Source organism: Streptomyces sp. NPDC016851 (assembly GCF_055562795.1).
This window is the reverse complement of sequence record NZ_JBVHEP010000003.1, coordinates 70,671-89,530: the sequence shown is the minus strand read 5'-3', so window position 1 is coordinate 89,530 and position 18,860 is coordinate 70,671. Positions and strand designations below refer to the sequence as shown.

The 18,860-nt window shown below is 71.9% G+C and carries 16 protein-coding genes; 9 read left to right on the top strand and 7 right to left on the bottom strand.

Features of this window, described 5'->3' with window-relative positions; all coding sequences use genetic code 11:
* Positions 1-98: 98 nt before the first annotated feature.
* The 4 genes from ACZ3I3_RS05700 to ACZ3I3_RS05685 all read right to left on the bottom strand — a co-directional run bounded on the left by ACZ3I3_RS05700 (position 99) and on the right by ACZ3I3_RS05685 (position 4,943).
* Positions 99-1,805: a protein kinase domain-containing protein gene (locus tag ACZ3I3_RS05700; protein ID WP_467362870.1), complete on the bottom strand. Its 1,707-nt coding sequence runs from the start codon at positions 1,803-1,805 to the stop codon at positions 99-101.
* 105 nt (positions 1,806-1,910) lie between these two features.
* Complete coding sequence (locus ACZ3I3_RS05695; protein WP_467362868.1) at positions 1,911-3,473, bottom strand: protein kinase domain-containing protein; 1,563 nt, start codon at positions 3,471-3,473, stop codon at positions 1,911-1,913.
* Positions 3,470-4,219, bottom strand: coding sequence for an FHA domain-containing protein (locus ACZ3I3_RS05690; RefSeq protein WP_467362866.1), 750 nt, complete (start codon positions 4,217-4,219; stop codon positions 3,470-3,472). Before ACZ3I3_RS05690 ends, ACZ3I3_RS05695 begins: the two co-directional genes overlap by 4 nt.
* Before the next feature lie 130 nt (positions 4,220-4,349).
* Positions 4,350-4,943 (bottom strand): hypothetical protein, encoded by a 594-nt coding sequence (locus ACZ3I3_RS05685; protein ID WP_467362865.1) that lies wholly within the window; start codon positions 4,941-4,943, stop codon positions 4,350-4,352.
* Between the two features lie 274 nt (positions 4,944-5,217).
* Between ACZ3I3_RS05685 and ACZ3I3_RS05680 the strand changes: the two genes are divergently transcribed.
* The 9 genes from ACZ3I3_RS05680 (at position 5,218) to ACZ3I3_RS05640 (ending at position 17,134) form a co-directional block, all read left to right on the top strand.
* Positions 5,218-6,072: a bifunctional methylenetetrahydrofolate dehydrogenase/methenyltetrahydrofolate cyclohydrolase gene (locus tag ACZ3I3_RS05680; RefSeq protein WP_467362863.1), complete on the top strand. Its 855-nt coding sequence runs from the start codon at positions 5,218-5,220 to the stop codon at positions 6,070-6,072.
* Positions 6,062-6,685: a DUF3017 domain-containing protein gene (locus tag ACZ3I3_RS05675; protein ID WP_467362861.1), complete on the top strand. Its 624-nt coding sequence runs from the start codon at positions 6,062-6,064 to the stop codon at positions 6,683-6,685. Before ACZ3I3_RS05680 ends, ACZ3I3_RS05675 begins: the two co-directional genes overlap by 11 nt.
* Before the next feature lie 368 nt (positions 6,686-7,053).
* Positions 7,054-8,292, top strand: a complete 1,239-nt coding sequence (locus tag ACZ3I3_RS05670) for a helix-turn-helix domain-containing protein (RefSeq protein ID WP_467362859.1) — start codon at positions 7,054-7,056, stop codon at positions 8,290-8,292.
* A gap of 433 nt (positions 8,293-8,725) precedes the next feature.
* Positions 8,726-9,715: a malate dehydrogenase gene (locus tag ACZ3I3_RS05665; RefSeq protein ID WP_467362858.1), complete on the top strand. Its 990-nt coding sequence runs from the start codon at positions 8,726-8,728 to the stop codon at positions 9,713-9,715.
* A gap of 276 nt (positions 9,716-9,991) precedes the next feature.
* A complete protein-coding gene (locus tag ACZ3I3_RS05660) occupies positions 9,992-11,512 on the top strand; it encodes an aldehyde dehydrogenase family protein (protein ID WP_467362856.1) in 1,521 nt (506 codons plus the stop codon).
* A gap of 82 nt (positions 11,513-11,594) precedes the next feature.
* Positions 11,595-13,124 (top strand): GMC family oxidoreductase, encoded by a 1,530-nt coding sequence (locus tag ACZ3I3_RS05655; protein WP_467362854.1) that lies wholly within the window; start codon positions 11,595-11,597, stop codon positions 13,122-13,124.
* 32 nt (positions 13,125-13,156) lie between these two features.
* Complete coding sequence (locus tag ACZ3I3_RS05650; RefSeq protein WP_467362853.1) at positions 13,157-14,227, top strand: quaternary amine ABC transporter ATP-binding protein; 1,071 nt, start codon at positions 13,157-13,159, stop codon at positions 14,225-14,227.
* Positions 14,227-16,176 carry an ABC transporter permease gene (locus ACZ3I3_RS05645; protein WP_467362851.1) on the top strand — a complete coding sequence of 650 codons (1,950 nt, stop codon included), beginning with the start codon at positions 14,227-14,229 and terminating at the stop codon, positions 16,174-16,176. Before ACZ3I3_RS05650 ends, ACZ3I3_RS05645 begins: the two co-directional genes overlap by 1 nt.
* A gap of 1 nt (position 16,177) precedes the next feature.
* Complete coding sequence (locus ACZ3I3_RS05640; RefSeq protein ID WP_467362850.1) at positions 16,178-17,134, top strand: ABC transporter substrate-binding protein; 957 nt, start codon at positions 16,178-16,180, stop codon at positions 17,132-17,134.
* A gap of 6 nt (positions 17,135-17,140) precedes the next feature.
* On the opposite strand, the gene ACZ3I3_RS05635 is transcribed toward ACZ3I3_RS05640, so the two are convergent.
* From ACZ3I3_RS05635 to ACZ3I3_RS05625, 3 genes are read right to left on the bottom strand one after another with little or no spacing between them, the layout of a single operon-like run.
* Positions 17,141-17,860, bottom strand: coding sequence for an isocitrate lyase/PEP mutase family protein (locus ACZ3I3_RS05635; RefSeq protein ID WP_467362848.1), 720 nt, complete (start codon positions 17,858-17,860; stop codon positions 17,141-17,143).
* Entirely contained in the window at positions 17,857-18,303 is a 447-nt protein-coding gene (locus ACZ3I3_RS05630; protein WP_467362846.1) for a carboxymuconolactone decarboxylase family protein, read from the bottom strand. The genes ACZ3I3_RS05635 and ACZ3I3_RS05630 overlap by 4 nt, the downstream gene beginning before the upstream one ends.
* Entirely contained in the window at positions 18,300-18,821 is a 522-nt protein-coding gene (locus ACZ3I3_RS05625) for a carboxymuconolactone decarboxylase family protein (protein WP_467362845.1), read from the bottom strand. The genes ACZ3I3_RS05630 and ACZ3I3_RS05625 overlap by 4 nt, the downstream gene beginning before the upstream one ends.
* Positions 18,822-18,860: the final 39 nt, after the last annotated feature.

Genomic DNA, 18,860 nt, shown 5'->3' with positions numbered 1-18,860 from the left:
TGGGGCCGAGTGGTGCCAGGCGGCTGCCTGGGGCCCGGTGCGGACATCTTCACATCGACCGCCGCGCGCGGCAGCTCCCTTTTTCAGGTCGAGGATGTTCAGGTCGAGGAGCGCAGCGCCGCCCATGTGCTGGGGCCGACCTTGCCGTCGGGGTCCAGCCCCTTGGCGCGCTGGAAGCCGCGTACCGCCGTGGCGGTGTCCTTGCCGAACTGGCCGTCCACGCCCGCGCCGCCCACGGCGTAGCCGCGCTTGGCCAGCATGCACTGCACCTGTACGACGCGCTGGCCGCTGTCGCCGCGGCGGGTGAGTTCGGTGCCGGAGTAGTAGGTGCAGTCGGTGAGCCACGGCGGCCTGGCCGGGGCGGTCGGCGTCTTCGGCGGTTCCGTGGCCGACGGCCGGGGCGTCGTCGTCTCCGGTGGGGGAGCAGGGGCGGTCGTGCGGGGGTCGGCCTCGGCCCCGCGGTCCGAAGGGCTGGGCGAGGCGCCCGTCGTCGTCCCCTCGCTCTCCGGGACTCGGCGGGACGGTGTGGGGGAATCCGGGTGGTCGAAGCCCGGCAGGGACGTCCGGTCGTGACCGTCGCCGGTCGCACGGGTCGTGGGCGCGGCGGAGCCGCTGTCGCCGGCCGACGAAGGGCGCGTGACCAGAAAGGCCGTCAGGCCGAGGGCGCACACGGTGAGTACGACGGCGAGGACGGCGTAAGGTTTCAGCCGCCGCCGGGCGGGAGTTCCGGTCGCCGGTGTACTCCCCGCCGCCGCCGACCCGAAGCCCGGCTGCCCCGCTGCTGGTACGCCGGGTGATTGCGCTCCTCCGGGCGGCGCGAGCCCCGGCATCGCAGCCACCGCCGGCCGCACCCGCGGCGCCGGTAACGGACCGTCCCTCAGCGCCTCGCAAGCCCGCTGCCGGGCCAGGATGCGGCTGCCGAGCGGCTCCTGCCAGGAGGCGGACCGGGGCTGTGCCGAGGCCGCGTCCACCAGGTCCTGGGGGCCGGGGCGCAGGGCCGGGTCCTTGGAGAGGCACGCCGTGAGGAGGTCGGCCAGCGCCGGGTCGGCCGTCCGCACCTCGGACATGACCTGCGCGTTGGGCTCCTCCGAGGCGATGCGGTGCAGGACGTCCACGCCGGTGCCGTCGCCGAAGGGGGCGTGCCCGGTGACCGCGTGGACGACCGTGCTCGCGCAGCAGAACACGTCGGAGGCCGTGTCGCAGCGGCCGTCCCTGAGGTACTCGGGGGACATGAAGGCGGGGGTGCCGACGCGGTTGCCGGTCGTGGTGATCGCGCTGGCGTCGGCGGCCTGGGCGATGCCGAAGTCGACGAGGTGTGCGCCCTGTCGGGTCAGGAGAACGTTGGAGGGCTTGAAGTCCCGGTGCACGATCCCGGTCGCGGCCAGCGCGCCGAGCGCCCGCCCGAGATCGGCCACCAGCCGCCAGGCGTCGTCCGGTGGCAGGACACCGCAGTCCCGCACCGCCTCCGCCAGGTTGAGACCGGGTAAGTACACGGTCGCCATCCACAGCAGCTCGCTGTCCGGCTCGAAGCCCGTGCCCAGCAGCTCGGGCGTGTAGGGCGCGCCCACGCGCGCGTGCACGGTGGCCTCCCGCTCGAAGCGCCGTCGGAAGGGCACGTCCTCGGCGTACTCGGGCCGGATGACCTTCACCGCGGCGAGCCCGGGCGTCCCGTCCCCGTGCCGCGCCAGGTAGACCCGTCCCATACCGCCCCTGCCGAGCAGCCCAAGCGGCACGTACGGTCCGACCCGGACCGGATCGGCGGGCCGCAGCGGCACGCAACCGGTCTGCGCGACGGCGTCTGACATGGATCCCCCGGCTGTGGTCCTGGCAGCGATGCCGGAAACGGTACCGGAGGCAGGCCGCCGGCCCGACCTGCCCGGCGCCCGGGCAGTACCTGTGAATTCTGAGGGTCACTTCTTCGCGGCGGGGGTGTACTCCTTGAGGTAGTGGGCGACGCGGGCGGCGTAGTCGCGGTACTTCGGGGGAACACCGCCCGCGTTGTTCACGCTTTTGTACGACGTCCGGTACGCGGCGGCGACCAGCACCCTGCGGTCGCCGCTCAGCCCGGCCTCCAGGCGCGGCTCGGCGAAGCACAGGTAGCGGGCCATGGCCGGGATGGACTCGGAAGGGGTGAGCGGCGGCCTGGGGGTCTCCTTCGCGGGGACGCCGTCGGCACGGATCCACCAGCGCAGGATGCTCGGGGTCCAGCGGGCGATGCCGTACTCGCCCTCCTCGCCCGCGTCCGGGTCGGAGAGACCGGGGTCGAAGTCGCTCTCCACCTTCAGCATCGCGGCGATGAGCGCCGGGGTGATCTCCGGCTGGACGCAGTCGTGGGCCGAGTCGACGATGAGCCGCCGGTAGGTGACCGGGACGCCCTTGTCGGTGCGCAGTTCGGAGGCGCCGTACGTGGCGGGGGACACCTTGCGGGTCTCGCCGGCCTTGTTCCCGCCGTCGTCGCCGGGACCGGCCCAGGTGGCGACGCCGTAGCCGAGGGCGGCGACGGCGGCACCGGCCGCCAGGACCGCGATGGGGCGGGAGCGGCGGCGGGCCGGGCGCAGGCGGGGCAGGCGGAAGGTGCGGTGGCCGGTGCCGGCGGCCGCCCGGACGCGGGCGAGCAGCGTGTCGCCCAAGACGCGGTCCTGGTGGGTGCGGGTCAGGCAGGCGGAGATGATCTGCCGCCAGGCTTCGGGCAGTTCGGGCGACAGACGCAGCTCGTCGGTGCCGCGGGCGTAGGCGGCGGCCGCGTCGCGGCGGGCCGTCGCGGTCGCGCCGGGCAGCGGGAAGGAGCCGGTGAGGACCAGGTGCGCGAGGACACCGAAGGCCCAGATGTCGGCCGACGGGCGGATCCTGCGGCCCCGTTCGCCGATCTCGGTCCACAGGAGCTCGGGCGGGGTGTAGTCAGGCGTGGAGAACGCCGGGGTGTAGGCGTGGGTGCCCTCCAGTTCGGCGGCCATGTTGAAGTCGGCGAGGCGCACCGAACCGTCGTCCATCAGCAGCACGTTGGCCGGCTTCAGGTCGCCGTGCACCCAGCCGGCGCCGTGCAGCTGGGCCAGGCCCTCGCAGATCTGCGCGAGCAGCGCGGGACCCGCCTCGGGCCGGGGATCCGCGGTGAGCAGGGCGGACAGGGAGCCCTTGGCCCGCTCCAGGACGAGGACGGTGGCGCCATCCAGCTCCGGCCGGTCCGGGTCGTCGACCGTCAGCGTCTCGTACATCCGCACCAGGCGCGGCTGCTTCAGCCGCCGGTACAGCTCGACCTCCCGTTCGACCAGCTCGCGCAGATGGGTCAGCCGGCGGGGCGTGGCCGTGCCCGTGGGCAGGAACTTCAGGGCGGCCGTCCGGGGCAGCTCCGTGCTCTCACCGGTGCGCCGGGCCGCGTACACACTGCCGAAGGCGCCGGTCGCGAGGGGCTCGCGCACCTCCCAGACGCCGACCCGGTAGCCCTTCGGCACCGCGACGGCGTAGGGCTCGGTCACCGGGTCACCCGGCCCGGCGGCGGGCCCGCCAGGACGGCCAGGTCGTCCTCGCGGACCAGGTCGAAGCGGAGCGCCAGGGAGACCAGGGACTCCTTCTTGCCGTTGAGCCGCGGGCCGGTGTCCGCGCTCTCCGGGCCCGGCTTGAGGCGCAGTTTCACGGCGAGGTAGTCGATGTTCCACTGCACCGAGGTGCGGGACGCGGCCGGCCAGGTGGGGCGCAAGCGGTCGGCGACCTGGTCGACGGTGGGCAGCGGGGCGTGCGGGGCGCCGCGCAGGCGCGGTTCGCACAGGGCGGCCAGGACCGCGAAGTAGCGCTTGGTGCGGTCGAGGGAGAAGGCCGGTGCGGTCGTGGCGCCGTCGAGGCCGCCCGTGCCGCTCAGGTAGTCGTGGCGCGGCGCCCACACCTGGAGCGCCAGCAGGTCGCCGGCGGCGGGCAGCACGATCCGCGAGAACTCGAAGGGGATCGGCGCGTCCAGCCGCCCGGGCGCGATCTTGACGTGCTCGCCCGCGCCCTCCGGGTTCTCCACCACGTAGGTCTGTTCGCGGCTGAGGTTGCTGAGGATCCAGAAGGCGCCCTGCGCGGTGATCTCACCGGCCCGGCGGGAGACTCCGTCGTGGGTGATGCGCAGGTCGTTGCCGTGTGCGGAGCGGCCGAACGTGAGGCGTTCGCCGGGCGCGAGTCTGATCTGGCCGAGGTTTCGCTCGTCCTCCGTGGTCGGCGGAGGTACCACGATGATGCTGTACAAGGTGCTCTCCCGTGCCTGACAGCTATGGACGTCAGACTAGGGCGACGCACCAGGGCCGTGCCCCCCTCGAACGGGTGAGACACGGCCCTTGGATGTGATTGGCGCGAACTGTTCCGCCCGCCGCGTCCGTTCAGTAACGGGGGCGGTTGAACCAGGCCTTGCCGTTGGCGTTGCCGACGAACACCGCGACCAGGATGGCCAGGACGGTGTGCACCAGGCCCACGAGGATGAACGGGTAGATGCCGAGGACGGCGGTGATGATGGCGAAGACCAGGATGGTCACGCGGACGCCGTTGCCGCCGTTGTTGAACTTCGTCGCCAGGACGGCCGCGAACACCAGCCAGGCCAGGCCGAACACCACGTAACCCCAGATCACGCCGGTCGACTGGCCGACCAGGTCCTGGAAAGCGGTGTTGTCCTGGAGGGCCTCGTCGTCCTTCGCGGAGTTGAGGGCGGCGGCGGCGAAGGCGAATATGGCCACGCCGATGACCTGCAGACCGACGATGACCCACATCATCACGCGGGCCGCGCCCACGGAGCCCGGCATCGTCGTCGGCGCGGCGGGGCCGCCGTACTGGGACACCGGAGGGGCCTGCGGGTAGCCGTACCCGGGCGCCTGCCCCTGCTGCTGCGGGTAGCCGTAGCCCTGCTGCTGCGGCTGCTGCGGCTGCTGCGGCTGTCCCTGCGGGGCGCCGTAGGGATTGTTCGGGTCGCCGTAGCTCATGGGGGCTTTCCTCCGTTGGTCCGAGTGCGGGGACGACGCGTGGCATCCGCACGGAGGAGAGTTCTTCAGACAGCGACCGTCCCCCCGTTGAGCTGCCCGCGGCACTTGTCAGGTCATCGTTCTTCACCAGTGACGGGCTTGTCCAGCCGCATTCCCGATGTGTTGTGCAAGTGCAACATCACTGATCATGGGCGGATACGAGGGGAGGGGCCCCGCGGTGCCCGTATTGCGGCCGGATTGGAACCGTGGGCGGGTCATCCGCGAGGATGGGGTCATGACCGCCCAGATTCTCGATGGCAAGGCCACCGCAGCCGCGATCAAGTCCGACCTGACCGCCCGCGTGGCGGCGCTGAAGGAGAAGGGCGTCACGCCCGGCCTCGGCACGATCCTGGTCGGGGAGGACCCCGGCAGCCAGAAGTACGTCGCCGGCAAGCACCGTGACTGTGCGCAGGTCGGCATCGCCTCCATCCAGCGCGAGCTGCCGGCCACGGCGACGCAGGAGGAGATCGAGGCGGTCGTCCGGGAGCTGAACGAGGACCCGGCCTGCACGGGTTACATCGTGCAACTGCCGCTGCCCAAGGGCATCGACGAGAACCGCATCCTGGAGCTGATGGACCCGGACAAGGACGCGGACGGCCTGCACCCGATGAACCTCGGCCGTCTGGTCCTGAACGAGCCGGCCCCCCTGCCCTGCACCCCCAACGGTGTGCTGACCCTCCTGCGTCGCTACGGCGTGGAGATCAAGGGCGCGGAGGTCGTGGTCGTCGGCCGGGGTGTGACCATCGGCCGGCCGATGCCGCTGCTGCTGACCCGGCGCAGCGAGAACGCGACCGTGACCCAGTGCCACACCGGCACGCGTGACCTGTCGGCGCACCTCAAGAGTGCGGACATCATCATCGCCGCGGCGGGTTCCGCCCATCTGATCCGCGCCGAGGACGTCAAGCCGGGCGCGGCCGTCCTCGACGTCGGCGTCTCCCGCAGCGCCGAGGGCAAGATCGTGGGCGACGTCCACCCCGACGTGGCCGAGGTCGCCGGCTTCATCTCCCCGAACCCCGGCGGAGTTGGCCCGATGACCCGTGCCCAGCTGCTCGTCAACGTGGTCGAGGCGGCGGAGCGCAGTGTCGGCTGAACGGAACGCGGCGAGCGCGGCGAGCGCGGCGGGCACGGGCAGCGCCTCGGACGCCGGGGACGCGGAGAGCGCCCCGGCCGTCACAGGAGCGCAGACCGTGCACGGTGAGCCCGACGCGCCCACTGTGGTCGATGACGCCGATGCCGAGGTGCGCGACGAGGACGGCGATCTCACCGTGCGGGATCCCGTCAGTGCCCCCGATGCCGAGGGGCGGCCGCGGCGGGTCACCCGGCGGTTTCCGTTGTTCACCAAGGACACCGCGCGGCCCGAGGGCGGCGGCCGGGCCGCGCCCGGGGACGCGTTCGCGCCGGCGCGGCAGTGGCCCGTCCTCGCCGTGCTGGGGCTGGTCGGACTCGGGCTGCTCGTGACCGCGTTCGGGCAGTTCCGGCTCGGGACGCTGCTGATCGGCATCGCCCTGCTGGGCGGTGGCGCGATGCGCTGGCTGCTGCCGGACGTCGGTATGCTCGCCGTCCGCTCCCGGTTCACGGACATCGTCACGTACGGCGTCATGGGACTGGCGATCGTCCTGCTGGCGATGATGGCGCAGCCGGAGCCCTGGCTCCAGATCCCGTTCCTGAAGGACACACTGCACTTCACGGTCACCAGCGAGTGACGTGACGGCGGTCCGTCCTCTCCCCCGAGGAAGGACGGGCCGCCGTCACGGCCCACCCTCCTGCACGGCGAACGGCCTGTTCAACGGCTGTCAGTGCGCTGTGGCACGGAAGTGACGGTTCCGGTACGTCCGCAGGGAGATTCGGCATGAAGTGGTGCAAGGACGGGTTCGGCATGGACAATCGGGACGGTCCGGGGTGTATCACGCGCGGGTCCTGTGCTTCCGTGCGCCCCCGGTCAGGGAACTGAGATCCTGGGTGGGCGCATCCCTGTGGGTAGCCACAACGGGGACTCGGCCGAGGCCGCCAACGCGCGGGGGCGTACAGCGCGGGAAACAACAGCACGTACCGGGGGGAAGAGGGGGACGCAATGCCTCGTTGGAGGGCCTTGCCGGATGAGCTCGATCCGCAGATCAGGGAGTTCACCAGCCAGCTGCGCAGACTCGTGGACCGCAGCGGTCTGAGCATCGCGTCGGTGGCGGACCGCACGGGCTACAGCAAGACGTCGTGGGAGCGTTATCTGAACGGCCGGCTGCTCGCGCCCAAGGGCGCGATCGTGGCGCTGGCCGAGGTCACCGGGACCAACCCGCTGCACCTCACCACGATGTGGGAGCTCGCCGAGCGCGCCTGGAGCCGCTCGGAGATGCGGCACGACATGACGATGGAAGCCATACGGATCTCCCAGGCGCGCGCCGCGCTGGGTGAGTTCGGCGGGCAGGACTTCGGGAGTCCGCAGGCCGGTGCCAAGGGCGACGGCAAGGCGGCCGCCGCGGGCGGTGGCGGGGCGGGCCGCCGAAGCGGCAGCGCCACGGTGACGCCGGGGATCGCGGGCCCGGCGGGCGTCGCCCCGACCGTGCCGCCGCAGCCGACGGCGCCCGAGGTGCAGGACTCCACCGGCAGCGACGGGACCGGGGTCAACTCGTGGGGAGTGGCCGGGTACCAGGGGCCGGCCCAGGGCCGCGGGCGCACCGCCGGCGCGGGGCCCGGTACCACCCGGATGCCGGGCGTCGGGCCGGACGCGTACGGCACGCCGCCGCGGGACGCGGTCCCGGCGGGCGTGGGAGGTGCCGGCGGCACGGGCGGCTCCGGTGGGTCCGGGCGCTCCGGCAGCTCTGCCGGGAAGCGGCGGACCGCGACGTTCGTCGCGGGAGTCGTGGGTGTGCTCGTGGTGATCGCCGGCGCGTTCTACCTCACCGGTGGCGGTGGCGACGACGAGGCCAAGGGCGGCACGAAGTCGCCCTCGCCGAGCGCCACCACGAACCAGGAGCTGCCGCCCGGCGTGAAGTGCAGCGGCGACAGCTGCACCGGCAAGGACGCGGAGAACATGGGGTGCAGTGGTGATCTGGTGACCACGGCCCGGACCGCGACCGTCGGCACGACCGTCGTCGAGGTCCGCTACAGCGAGACCTGCAAGGCGGCCTGGGGCCGTATCACCCAGGCCGCCCAGGGCGACGAGGTCCAGATCAGCGCGGGCAAGGCGAAGCAGACCGGCAGCATCACGGCCACCGGCGACGCCATCGCGTACACCCCCATGGTCTCGGTCAAGAACGCCACCGACGCCAAGGCCTGCGCCACCCTGGCCTCCGGCCGGCAGGGCTGCACGGAGTAGGGGGACGAACGCCTGCCATCCGGCGGGGCGTCAGGGTTCTGGCCGCTGGCTGTGCTCTGTGCGCCGCGGGCCCGGTCGCGCCTGGTCGCAGTGGCGGACACCGGGCGGAGGAACCGGCGGCAGAAACGGGCGCGGAAGGAATTTTGGTGAGGGTGGCATGCGCGCCGGAATCGGGGGCACGCGAACCGTACCCCCACGGGAGTCCGGCTTGGTCGGTTCCCCCCCGGCGGCCGCCTTCGTCCTCCTCTCCCGGACGGGCGGCCGCCTTTTGTTCGGGTGTCGGGTGGGTTGTGGGGTGGGCCACACCGACCCGGCCGTGCGGGATCCCGGATGCGCGATAGCCTGACCGCTGGATGGATCTCTTGACGCCAAGAGATCGATCAAACGTCCGGGGCAGGGACGCCCCACCGCCAGCTGTCATACGGAGAACGCCATGACCCGCACTCCCGTGAACGTCACCGTCACCGGCGCGGCCGGCCAGATCGGTTACGCCCTGCTCTTCCGCATCGCCTCCGGTCAGCTGCTCGGCGCGGACGTGCCGGTGAAGCTGCGCCTGCTGGAGATCACGCCCGCCCTGAAGGCGGCGGAGGGCACGGCCATGGAGCTGGACGACTGCGCGTTCCCGCTCCTGCAGGGCATCGACATCACGGACGACCCGAACGTCGCCTTCGACGGCACGAACGTGGGCCTGCTCGTCGGCGCCCGCCCCCGCACCAAGGGCATGGAGCGCGGCGACCTGCTGGAGGCCAACGGCGGCATCTTCAAGCCGCAGGGCAAGGCCATCAACGACCACGCCGCGGACGACGTCAAGGTCCTCGTCGTCGGCAACCCGGCCAACACCAACGCGCTCATCGCCCAGGCCGCCGCGCCGGACGTACCCGCCGAGCGGTTCACGGCCATGACCCGTCTGGACCACAACCGCGCCCTGACCCAGCTCGCGAAGAAGACCGGCTCCACGGTCGCCGACATCAAGCGGCTCACCATCTGGGGCAACCACTCCGCCACCCAGTACCCGGACATCTTCCACGCCACGGTGGCCGGCAAGAACGCCGCCGAGGTCGTCAACGACGAGAAGTGGCTGGCCGAGGACTTCATTCCGACCGTCGCCAAGCGCGGCGCCGCCATCATCGAGGCCCGCGGTGCCTCCTCGGCCGCGTCGGCCGCCAACGCCGCGATCGACCACGTCTACTCCTGGGTCAACGGCACCGTCGACGGCGACTGGGTTTCGATGGGTATTCCGTCGGACGGTTCGTACGGCGTCCCGGAGGGCCTCATCTCCTCCTTCCCGGTCACCTGCAAGGACGGCAAGTACGAGATCGTCCAGGGCCTGGAGATCAACGAGTTCTCCCGCGCCCGGATCGACGCCTCCGTCAAGGAGCTCGAGGAGGAGCGCGAGGCGGTCCGCGGCCTCGGCCTCATCTGACCGGAGCCTCTCCGCGTTCACGCGCAGGCCCCGTACCGGTTCCCTCCGGTACGGGGCCTGCGGGCTGTCCGGCGCCCTTCCGCGAGCCCTGTACCCGGTGATCACCCCCGTTCCGTGCCCCCCTTTGCCCCTGATTGCCCGCATCTCCAGTGACACAGCGCACTTTCGGCCATGGATCGCGCATGCATCGAGGGGAGGAGGGCAGGCGCTCTCGGTCTCTTAGTGACACATGTGTGACACAGGGGCGCTGATCAGGAACGGAAGGCGAAAGCGATCATGGCGGAAAGCAACGAACTGCAGGCGCGCAGCACCATCCACGCGGGAGGGGAATGGCGTGCGGCCGTCTCCGGCGCCACGCGCGAGATCCTCGACCCCGCGGACGCCCTGCCGTTCGCCGTGGTCGCGGAGGGCGACGAGAAGGACACCGATCTGGCGATCGCCGCCGCCCGGCGCGCCTTCGACGAGGGGGAGTGGCCGCGGACGCCCGTCGGGGAGCGGGCCGCGCTGCTGCGGCGGGTCGCCGACCTGCTCGTGCGCGACCGCGAGCAGCTCGGGCTGCTGGAGAGCCGCGACGCGGGCAAGACCGTCGAGGAAGGGCGCGTCGACATCGACTGCGTCGCCGACGCCTTCCGGTACTTCGCCGACCTGGTGGCCGGCGAGTCGCCCGGCCGGGTCGTGGACGCGGGCTCGCCCGACATCCACAGCGTCGTCGTGCACGAGCCCATCGGCGTCTGCTCGATGATCACCCCCTGGAACTACCCGCTGCTCCAGGCCAGCTGGAAGATCGCCCCGGCCCTGGCCGCCGGCAACACCTTCGTCATCAAGCCGAGCGAGATCACCCCGATGACGACCATCGCGCTGATCGAGCTGCTCGTCGAGGCCGGACTGCCCGCCGGGGTCGCCAACATCGTCACCGGGCCGGGCCATTCGGTCGGCGCCCGGCTCTCCGAGCACCCCGACGTCGACCTGGTCTCCTTCACCGGCGGCCTGATCAGCGGCACCAAGGTGGCCCAGGCCGCCGCGCCGACCGTGAAGAAGGTCGCCCTCGAACTCGGCGGCAAGAACCCCAACGTGGTCTTCGCCGACGCCTGCGCCACCGACGAGGACTTCGACACCGCCGTCGACCAGGCCCTCAACGCCGCCTTCATCCACAGCGGCCAGGTCTGCTCGGCCGGCGCCCGCCTCATCATCGAGGAGTCCGTGCGGGACCGTTTCGTCACCGAACTCGCCCGCAGGGCCGAGAAGATCCGCCTCGGCCGCGGCACCGAGGACGGCGTCGAGTGCGGCCCGCTGGTCTCCGAGCAGCAGCGCGCCAAGGTCGAGATGTACGTCGAGTCCGCCCTGAAGGAGGGCGCGGTGCTGCGCTCCGGCGGCAAGCGCCCCGAGCCGTCCCCCGAGCGCCCGGAGAGCGGCTACTTCTACGAGCCGACCGTCCTCGACCACTGCCACCGCGAGATGCGCGTCGTGCGGGAGGAGGTCTTCGGGCCGGTCCTCACCGTCGAGACCTTCAATACCGAGGACGAGGCCGTCGCCCTCGCCAACGACACCGAGTACGGCCTCGCGGGCGGCGTCTGGACCACCGACGCGGGCCGCGCCCGGCGCGTGGCCGGCCGGCTGCGGCACGGCACGATCTGGATCAACGACTTCCACCCCTACCTGCCGCAGGCGGAATGGGGCGGTTTCGGCAAGAGCGGAGTGGGCCGCGAACTCGGCCCGGCCGGCCTCGCCGAGTACCGCGAGACCAAGCACGTCTACCAGAACCTCGCGCCGAAGCCCGTGCGCTGGTTCGCGGGCTGACTCCCCGCCCAGGGCCACCCTCCTCCCTCCGAGCCCCGTCCCTTCGTCCCCTCTGGTTCATCCCCTCTGGAGCAAGCACGCCATGTCCCACAACCATGAGTACGACTATGTCGTGATAGGCGGCGGAACAGCCGGTTCCGTCATTGCCTCCCGCCTGACCGAGAACCCCGACGTCTCCGTCGCCGTCATCGAGGGCGGCCCCAGCGACGTCGGCCGCGACGACGTGCTGACCCTGCGCCGCTGGATGGGCCTGCTGGGCGGCGAGCTCGACTACGACTACCCCACCACCGAGCAGCCACGCGGAAACTCGCACATCCGGCACAGCCGGGCCCGGGTCCTCGGCGGCTGCTCCTCGCACAACACGCTGATCGCGTTCAAGCCGCTGCCCGCCGACTGGGACGAGTGGGAGGCCGCCGGCGCCAAGGGCTGGGGCGCGGTGCAGATGGAGGCGTACTTCGCGCGCCTGCTCAACAACATCGTCCCGGTCGACGAGCAGGACCGGAACGCCATCGCCCGCGACTTCGTCGACGCGGCCCAGGAGGCGCTCGGCGTGCCGCGCGTGGAGGGCTTCAACCAGAAGCCGTTCACCGAGGGCGTCGGCTTCTTCGACCTCGCCTACCACCCCGAGAACAACAAGCGGTCCTCGGCGTCGGTGGCGTATCTGCACCCGGTGATGGACGAACGCCCCAACCTGACGATCCTGCTGGAGACCTGGGCGTACAAGCTGGAGCTGGAGGGCAACCGCGCCACGGGCGTGCACGTGCGCACCAAGGACGGCGAGGAGATCCTCGTCAAGGCGCGGGGCGAGGTCCTGCTGTGCGCCGGCGCCGTCGACTCGCCCCGGCTGCTGATGCACTCCGGCATCGGCCCGAAGTCGGACCTGGAGAAGCTCGGCATCCCCGTCACGCACGACCTGCCGGGCGTCGGCGAGAACCTGCTCGACCACCCCGAGTCGGTCATCGTCTGGGAGACCAACGGCCCCATCCCGGAGAACTCCGCGATGGACTCGGACGCGGGCCTGTTCGTGCGCCGCGACCCCGAACTGCCGCACCCCGACCTGATGTTCCACTTCTACCAGATCCCCTTCACGGACAATCCGGAGCGACTGGGCTACCAGCGACCGGAGTTCGGCGTCTCGATGACCCCGAACATCCCCAAGCCCAAGAGCCGCGGCCGGCTGTACCTGACCAGCGCCGACCCCGAGGTCAAGCCCGCCCTGGACTTCCGCTACTTCACCGACGAGGACGACTACGACGGCAAGACCCTCGTCGACGGCATCAGGATCGCCCGCGAGATCGCCAAGACCGAACCCCTGGCCGGCTGGCTCAAGCGCGAGGTGGCCCCCGGCCCGGACGTCACCGGCGACGAGGAGCTCGGCGAGTACGCCCGCAAGGTCGCCCACACCGTCTACCACCCCGCCGGCACCTGCAAGATGGGCGACGCCGACGACCGGCTGGCCGTCGTCGACCCCGAGCTGCGCATCCGCGGCCTGGAGGGCATCCGCATCGCCGATGCCTCCGTGTTCCCCACGATGACCACCGTGAACCCGATGATCGGCGTGCTCATGGTCGGGGAGCGTGCCGCCGAGCTGATCGGTGGTGGTGCCAAGTGACCGCGACCCTCGAACCCCCCACGGAGCAGACCATGGACACGACCCCCGTCTTCTCGGTGGAGGGCCTGTGGAAGGTGTTCGGCCCCAAGGCCGACCGCGTTCCGGGCGACCCCGAGCTCACCGCCCTCGACCCCGCCGAACTGCGCGCCCGCACCGGCTGCACGGCCGCCGTCCGGGACGTCAGCTTCGACGTGCGCAAGGGCGAGGTCTTCGTCGTCATGGGCCTGTCCGGCTCCGGCAAGTCCACGCTGGTGCGCTGTCTGACCCGGCTGATCGAGCCGACCGCCGGCACCATCGCCATCGACGGCGAGGACGTCCGCGCCATGGACCGTTCCCGGCTGCGCGAACTGCGCCGCCACCGCGCCGCCATGGTCTTCCAGCACTTCGGCCTGCTGCCGCACCGCACGGTCATCGACAACGTCGCCTACGGCCTGGAGATCCAGGGCATGGGCAAGGCCGAGCGGCGTGAGCGGGCCGCCGAGGTCGTCGCCAAGGTCGGCCTGGAGGGTATGGAACAGCGCCGTCCCGGCCAGCTCTCCGGCGGCCAGCGGCAGCGCGTCGGCCTCGCCCGCGCCCTCGCCGTCGACCCCGAAGTCCTTCTGTTCGACGAACCGTTCAGCGCGCTCGACCCGATGATCCGGCGCGACATGCAGGAGGAGGTCGTCCGGCTGCACCAGGAAGAGGGCCGCACGATGGTCTTCATCACCCACGACCTCCAGGAGGCCCTGAAGCTGGGCGACCGCATCGCCCTGATGCGCGACGGCCGGGTCGTGCAGCTCGGCACGCCCGAGGAGATCGTCGGCTCGCCCGCCGACGACTACGTCCGCGAGTTCGTCCGGGACGTCCCGCGCGAGCAGGTCATGACCGTCCGTACGGCCATGCGCCGCCCCTCCGCCGACCAGGACGGCAGCGGACCGGCGGTCCGGCCCGAGGCGACGGTCTCCGAGGCCATCGAGGCGGTCGCCCGCGCCGGCGCACCGGCCCGTGTCATGGACAAGGGCCGCTGCGTGGGCGTGGTCGACTCCGACACCCTGCTCGGCGTCGTCGCCGGCACGGAGCAGCCCGCCCCGCCGGGGACCGAGCAGCCCAAGGAGGCGGTGTGATGGCGACGATCACCGCGTCCCCGCCGCGTATCGGCCTGCCCGGCCTCCTCAAGCGCCCGGCCGTCCGCAAGCTTCTCTTCCTGGCCCTCGCGGCCGCGATCCTCGTCCCGCTGGCGAACGCCCGCTGGGCGAGCGGCACCTGGCCGAGCGCCCTGACCGTCGACTTCTCCGAGCCGCTCGCCAAGGCCAGCGACTGGATCATCGACAACCGCGACAGCCACCCGCTGTTCCTGTACTTCCTCGGCCACGTCAGCAATGTCGTCGTCATCGCCGTACGGGCCGTCTACCTCACCCTCCTCGCCATCGGCTGGGCGGGCGTCACGGCCCTGGGCGCGCTGGTCGCCTGGCGCGTCGCGGGCGTGCGGCTCGCCCTCGGTACGGGCACCGCGTTCCTGGCCTGCGGCCTGCTCGGCATGTGGGTGCCGACCATGCAGACGCTCGCCCTGATGGTCGTCGCGGTCGTCGCGTCGGTCGTGGTGGGCCTGCTGCTCGGGCTCGCCGCCGGGTTGTCCGACCGGATGGACCGCGTCCTGCGCCCTGTCCTGGACACCATGCAGGTACTCCCGGCCTTCGCCTACCTGCTGCCGGTCGTGCTGATCTTCGGTATCGGCGTCCCGGCGGCCGTCCTGGCCACCGTCATCTACGCCGCCCCGCCCATGGCCCGGCTGACCTCGCTCGGGCTGCGCGGCGCCGACAAGGAGGTGCTGGAGGCCGTCGCGTCGCTCGGTTCCACCGCACGCCAGCGGCTGCTGACCGCCCGTCTCCCGCTGGCCCGCAAGGAACTCCTCCTCGGCGTCAACCAGACGATCATGATGGCGCTGTCCATGGCCGTCATCGCGGCCGTCATCGGCGCGGGCGGTCTCGGTGACCGCGTCTACCAGGCGCTGGCCTCGGTCGACGTGGGCGCCGCGCTCGCCGCCGGTATCCCGATCGTGCTGCTGGCCGTCGTCCTGGACCGCGTCACGGGCGCGGCGGGGGAGCGGCTCGGCGCCGAACCGGAGCCCCGGCGCGGGCTCGGTTGGCTGTACGCCCTGGTCGGTGTCGTCGCCGTGGCGGTCGCCGGGCGTCTCGCGGGCCGGCTCGACTGGCCCGACTCCTGGGTCGTCGGCATCGCCGAGCCCGTCAACCGCGTGGTCGACTGGATGACCGCGCACCTCTACTCGGGTGTCCCCGTGATCGGCGGCACCGCCGACTGGGCGGGCCACTTCACCACCTGGGTGCTCGACCCGATGCGTGACGGCCTGCAGGGGCTGCCCTGGTGGTCGGTCCTGCTGATCGTCGCCGCGCTGGCCTGGGTGATCGGCACCTGGCACACCGCGCTGACCGCCGTCCTCGCCATGGCCGCGATCGGCGCGCTCGGCGTCTGGAAGCCGTCCCTCGACACGCTGTCGCAGGTCCTCGCCGCCGTCGCCGTCACCCTCGTCGTGGGCCTCGCCACCGGCATCGCGGCGGCCCGCAGCGACCGCCTGGAGCGGATGCTGCGCCCGGTCCTGGACGTCTTCCAGACGATGCCGCAGTTCGTCTACCTGATCCCGGTCGTCGCCCTGTTCGGCGTCGGCCGCGCCCCGGCCGTCGCGGCCGCGATCGTGTACGCGCTCCCGGCCGTCGTCCGCATCACCACCCAGGGCCTGCGCCAGGTCGACCCGGCCGCCCTGGAGGCCTCCGGCTCGCTCGGCGCGACCAGCTGGCAGCAACTGAAGCAGGTCCAGCTCCCGCTGGCCCGCCCGGCCCTGCTGCTCGCCGTCAACCAGGGCCTCGTCCTGGTCCTCGCCGTCGTCGTCATCGGCGGCCTGGTCGGCGGTGGCGCGCTCGGCTACGACGTCGTCTTCGGCCTCGCCCAGGGCGACCTGGCGACCGGTCTGGTGGCCGGCGCGGCGATCGTCTGCCTCGGCCTGATGCTCGACCGGGTGACGCAGCCCACCGAACGCCGCGCGAAGAAGGGAGCGTGACATGCGATTCCGTACCTCCGCCGCGGTCGCCGCGGTGAGCTCCCTGGCGCTGCTCACCGGCTGCGGCGCCGCCGACATGACCAAGCAGGCCTCGCCCTTCGCCAACGCCCAGGGCGCGAAGACCGTGACCCTCTCCGTGCAGTCCTGGGTGGGCGCCCAGGCCAACGTGGCCGTCGCCCAGTACATCCTGGAGCACGAGCTGGGCTACCGCGTCGACACCGTCCAGGTCGACGAGGTGCCCGCCTGGGACGCCCTCAGCCAGGGCCGCGTCGACGCGCTCCTGGAGGACTGGGGCCACCCCGAGCAGGAGCAGCGGTACGTCAAGGACAAGAAGACGATCACCGCCGGCGGTGAACTCGGCGTCACCGGCCACATCGGCTGGTTCGTGCCGACGTACCTCGCCAAGCAGCACCCGGACATCACCAACTGGAAGAACCTCAACAAGTACTCCCACCTGTTCCGCACCCCGGAGAGCGGAGACAAGGGCCAGCTGATGGACGGTTCGCCGTCCTACGTCACCAACGACAAGGCGCTGGTGAAGAACCTGAAGCTGGACTACCAGGTGGTGTTCGCCGGGTCCGAGGCCGCACAGATCACGCAGATGCGGCAGTTCGCCAAGGAGAAGAAGCCCTTCCTCACCTACTGGTACACGCCGCAGTGGCTCTTCAAGAAGGTCCCCATGACCGAGGTGAAGCTGCCGCCGTACAAGGAGGGCTGCGACGCCGACCCGGAGAAGGTCGCCTGCGCCTATCCGCACACGCCGCTGCAGAAGTACCTGAACTCGGGCTTCGCCAAGAACGGCGGCAAGGCGGCGGCCTTCCTGAAGAAGTTCAAGTGGACGACCGAGGACCAGAACGAGGTCTCCCTGATGATCGCCGACAAGAAGATGACGCCGGAGGACGCGGCGAAGAAGTGGGTGGACAGCCACAAGTCCACGTGGAAGAAGTGGCTGTCCTGAGCGTCCCTACGGTCGCAGCCCGGCGGCGATCTCCCGCAACGCGCGGGCGGCCCGCCGCTGGAGCCCCGGCCCGAAGGTGATCCGGGTGGCCCCTCGCGCGCCGAGTTCGGCGGGCGTGGGGCCACCCTCGGTCCGGGCACCCACGTTGATCGGTCCCTGGATGCCGGCCCGCAGCAGCGGCAGCACCTCCGGCGGGGCCCCGATCGGGTAGACGCAGTCGGCGCCTGCGGCGACGTACAACGCGGCCCGCTCCACGGCCTGTTCGGGATCGGCGACCCCGCAGGCGAAGGTGTCCACGCGCGCGTTGACGAAGAGCCGGTCGCCGGCCGCCTCCCGCACCTCGGCCAGCCAGTCGGCGTGCGCACGGGGATCCTTGAGCACCCCGCCCTCGGAGTCCTCCAGGTTGCAGCCCACCGCCCCGGCCTCCAGCAGCCGCTCCACGAGCTCCTTCGGCGCGAGCCCGTACCCGCCCTCCACGTCCGCCGACACCGGCACGTCGACGGCCCGGACGATCCGGGCGACGGCCGCGAACATCTCGTCGGCGGGGACCTGCCCGTCCTCGTGGCCGAGGGAGGCGGCGACCCCGGCACTGGGCGTGGCGAGCGCCGGGAACCCGGCCTCGGCGAACACCCGGGCACTGGCCGCGTCCCACGGCCCGGGCAGCACGAGGGGATCGCCGGGCGCCCGGTCGTGGTGCAGGGCGCGGAACATCTCGGCCTTGCTCATGGCGTGTAACCTCCCGGCGGAATCCGGCGGCTGACCATCATCCGGTTCCAGTTGTTGATGGCGACGACCAGGCCGATCAGATGGGCGAGCCCGGCCTCGTCGAAGTGCTTGGCGGCCTGCTCGTACACCTCGTCCGGCACGAAACCGTCCGTCAAAACCGTCACGGCCTCCGTCAGCGCCAGCGCGGCCCGCTCCCGCTCGTCGAAGACGTCCCCGGCCTCCTTCCACGCGGCCAGCAGATCGAGCTGCTTCTCCCCGACCCCGGACTCGCGGGCGATCGCGAGGTGCATGTCGAGGCAGAACGCGCAGTGGTTGAGCTGCGAGGCGCGGATCACGACGAGTTCGGCCAGGGCCGGGTCGCCCAGGCCCTGCTTGGCGGCCTTGCCGAGCGCGGACATGGCCCGGGCCACCGCCGGGTCCAACAGCCCGGTCCGGACCGTCACTTGTACTGGCCCGGCTGGTAGTGCCCCGGCGTCATCCGGCAGGTCACCCCGAACCGGTTCCAGGCGTTGATCGCCGTGATCGCGGCGATCAGCTGCGACAGCTCGGCCTCGTCGAAGTGCGCGGCCGCGTTCTCGTACACCTCGTCCGGCACGAAACCGTCCGTCAGGACCGTCACGGCCTCCGTCAGCTCCAGGGCCGCGAGCTCCTTCGGGGTGTAGAAGTGCCGCGACTCGTCCCAGGCGCTGAGCTGCACGATCCGCTCGACGCTCTCGCCCGACGCGAGGGCGTCCTTGGTGTGCATATCGATGCACAGGGCGCAGTGGTTGATCTGCGAGGCGCGGATCTTCACCAGCTCGTACAACGTGTGGTCGAGGCCCTGCCGGGCGGCCATGTCCAGCCGGACCATCGCCTTGTAGACCTCGGGCGCGTGCTTGGCCCACTCCAGGCGGGCGGGCTGCTCGGGGGCGTGCTCCACAGTCGTCGTGCCGGTCGTGTCATCGCTGTGCGTGGTCGTCATGCCCTCGATCCTAGGGAGCAAGCAGCCCAGGGGTATGGT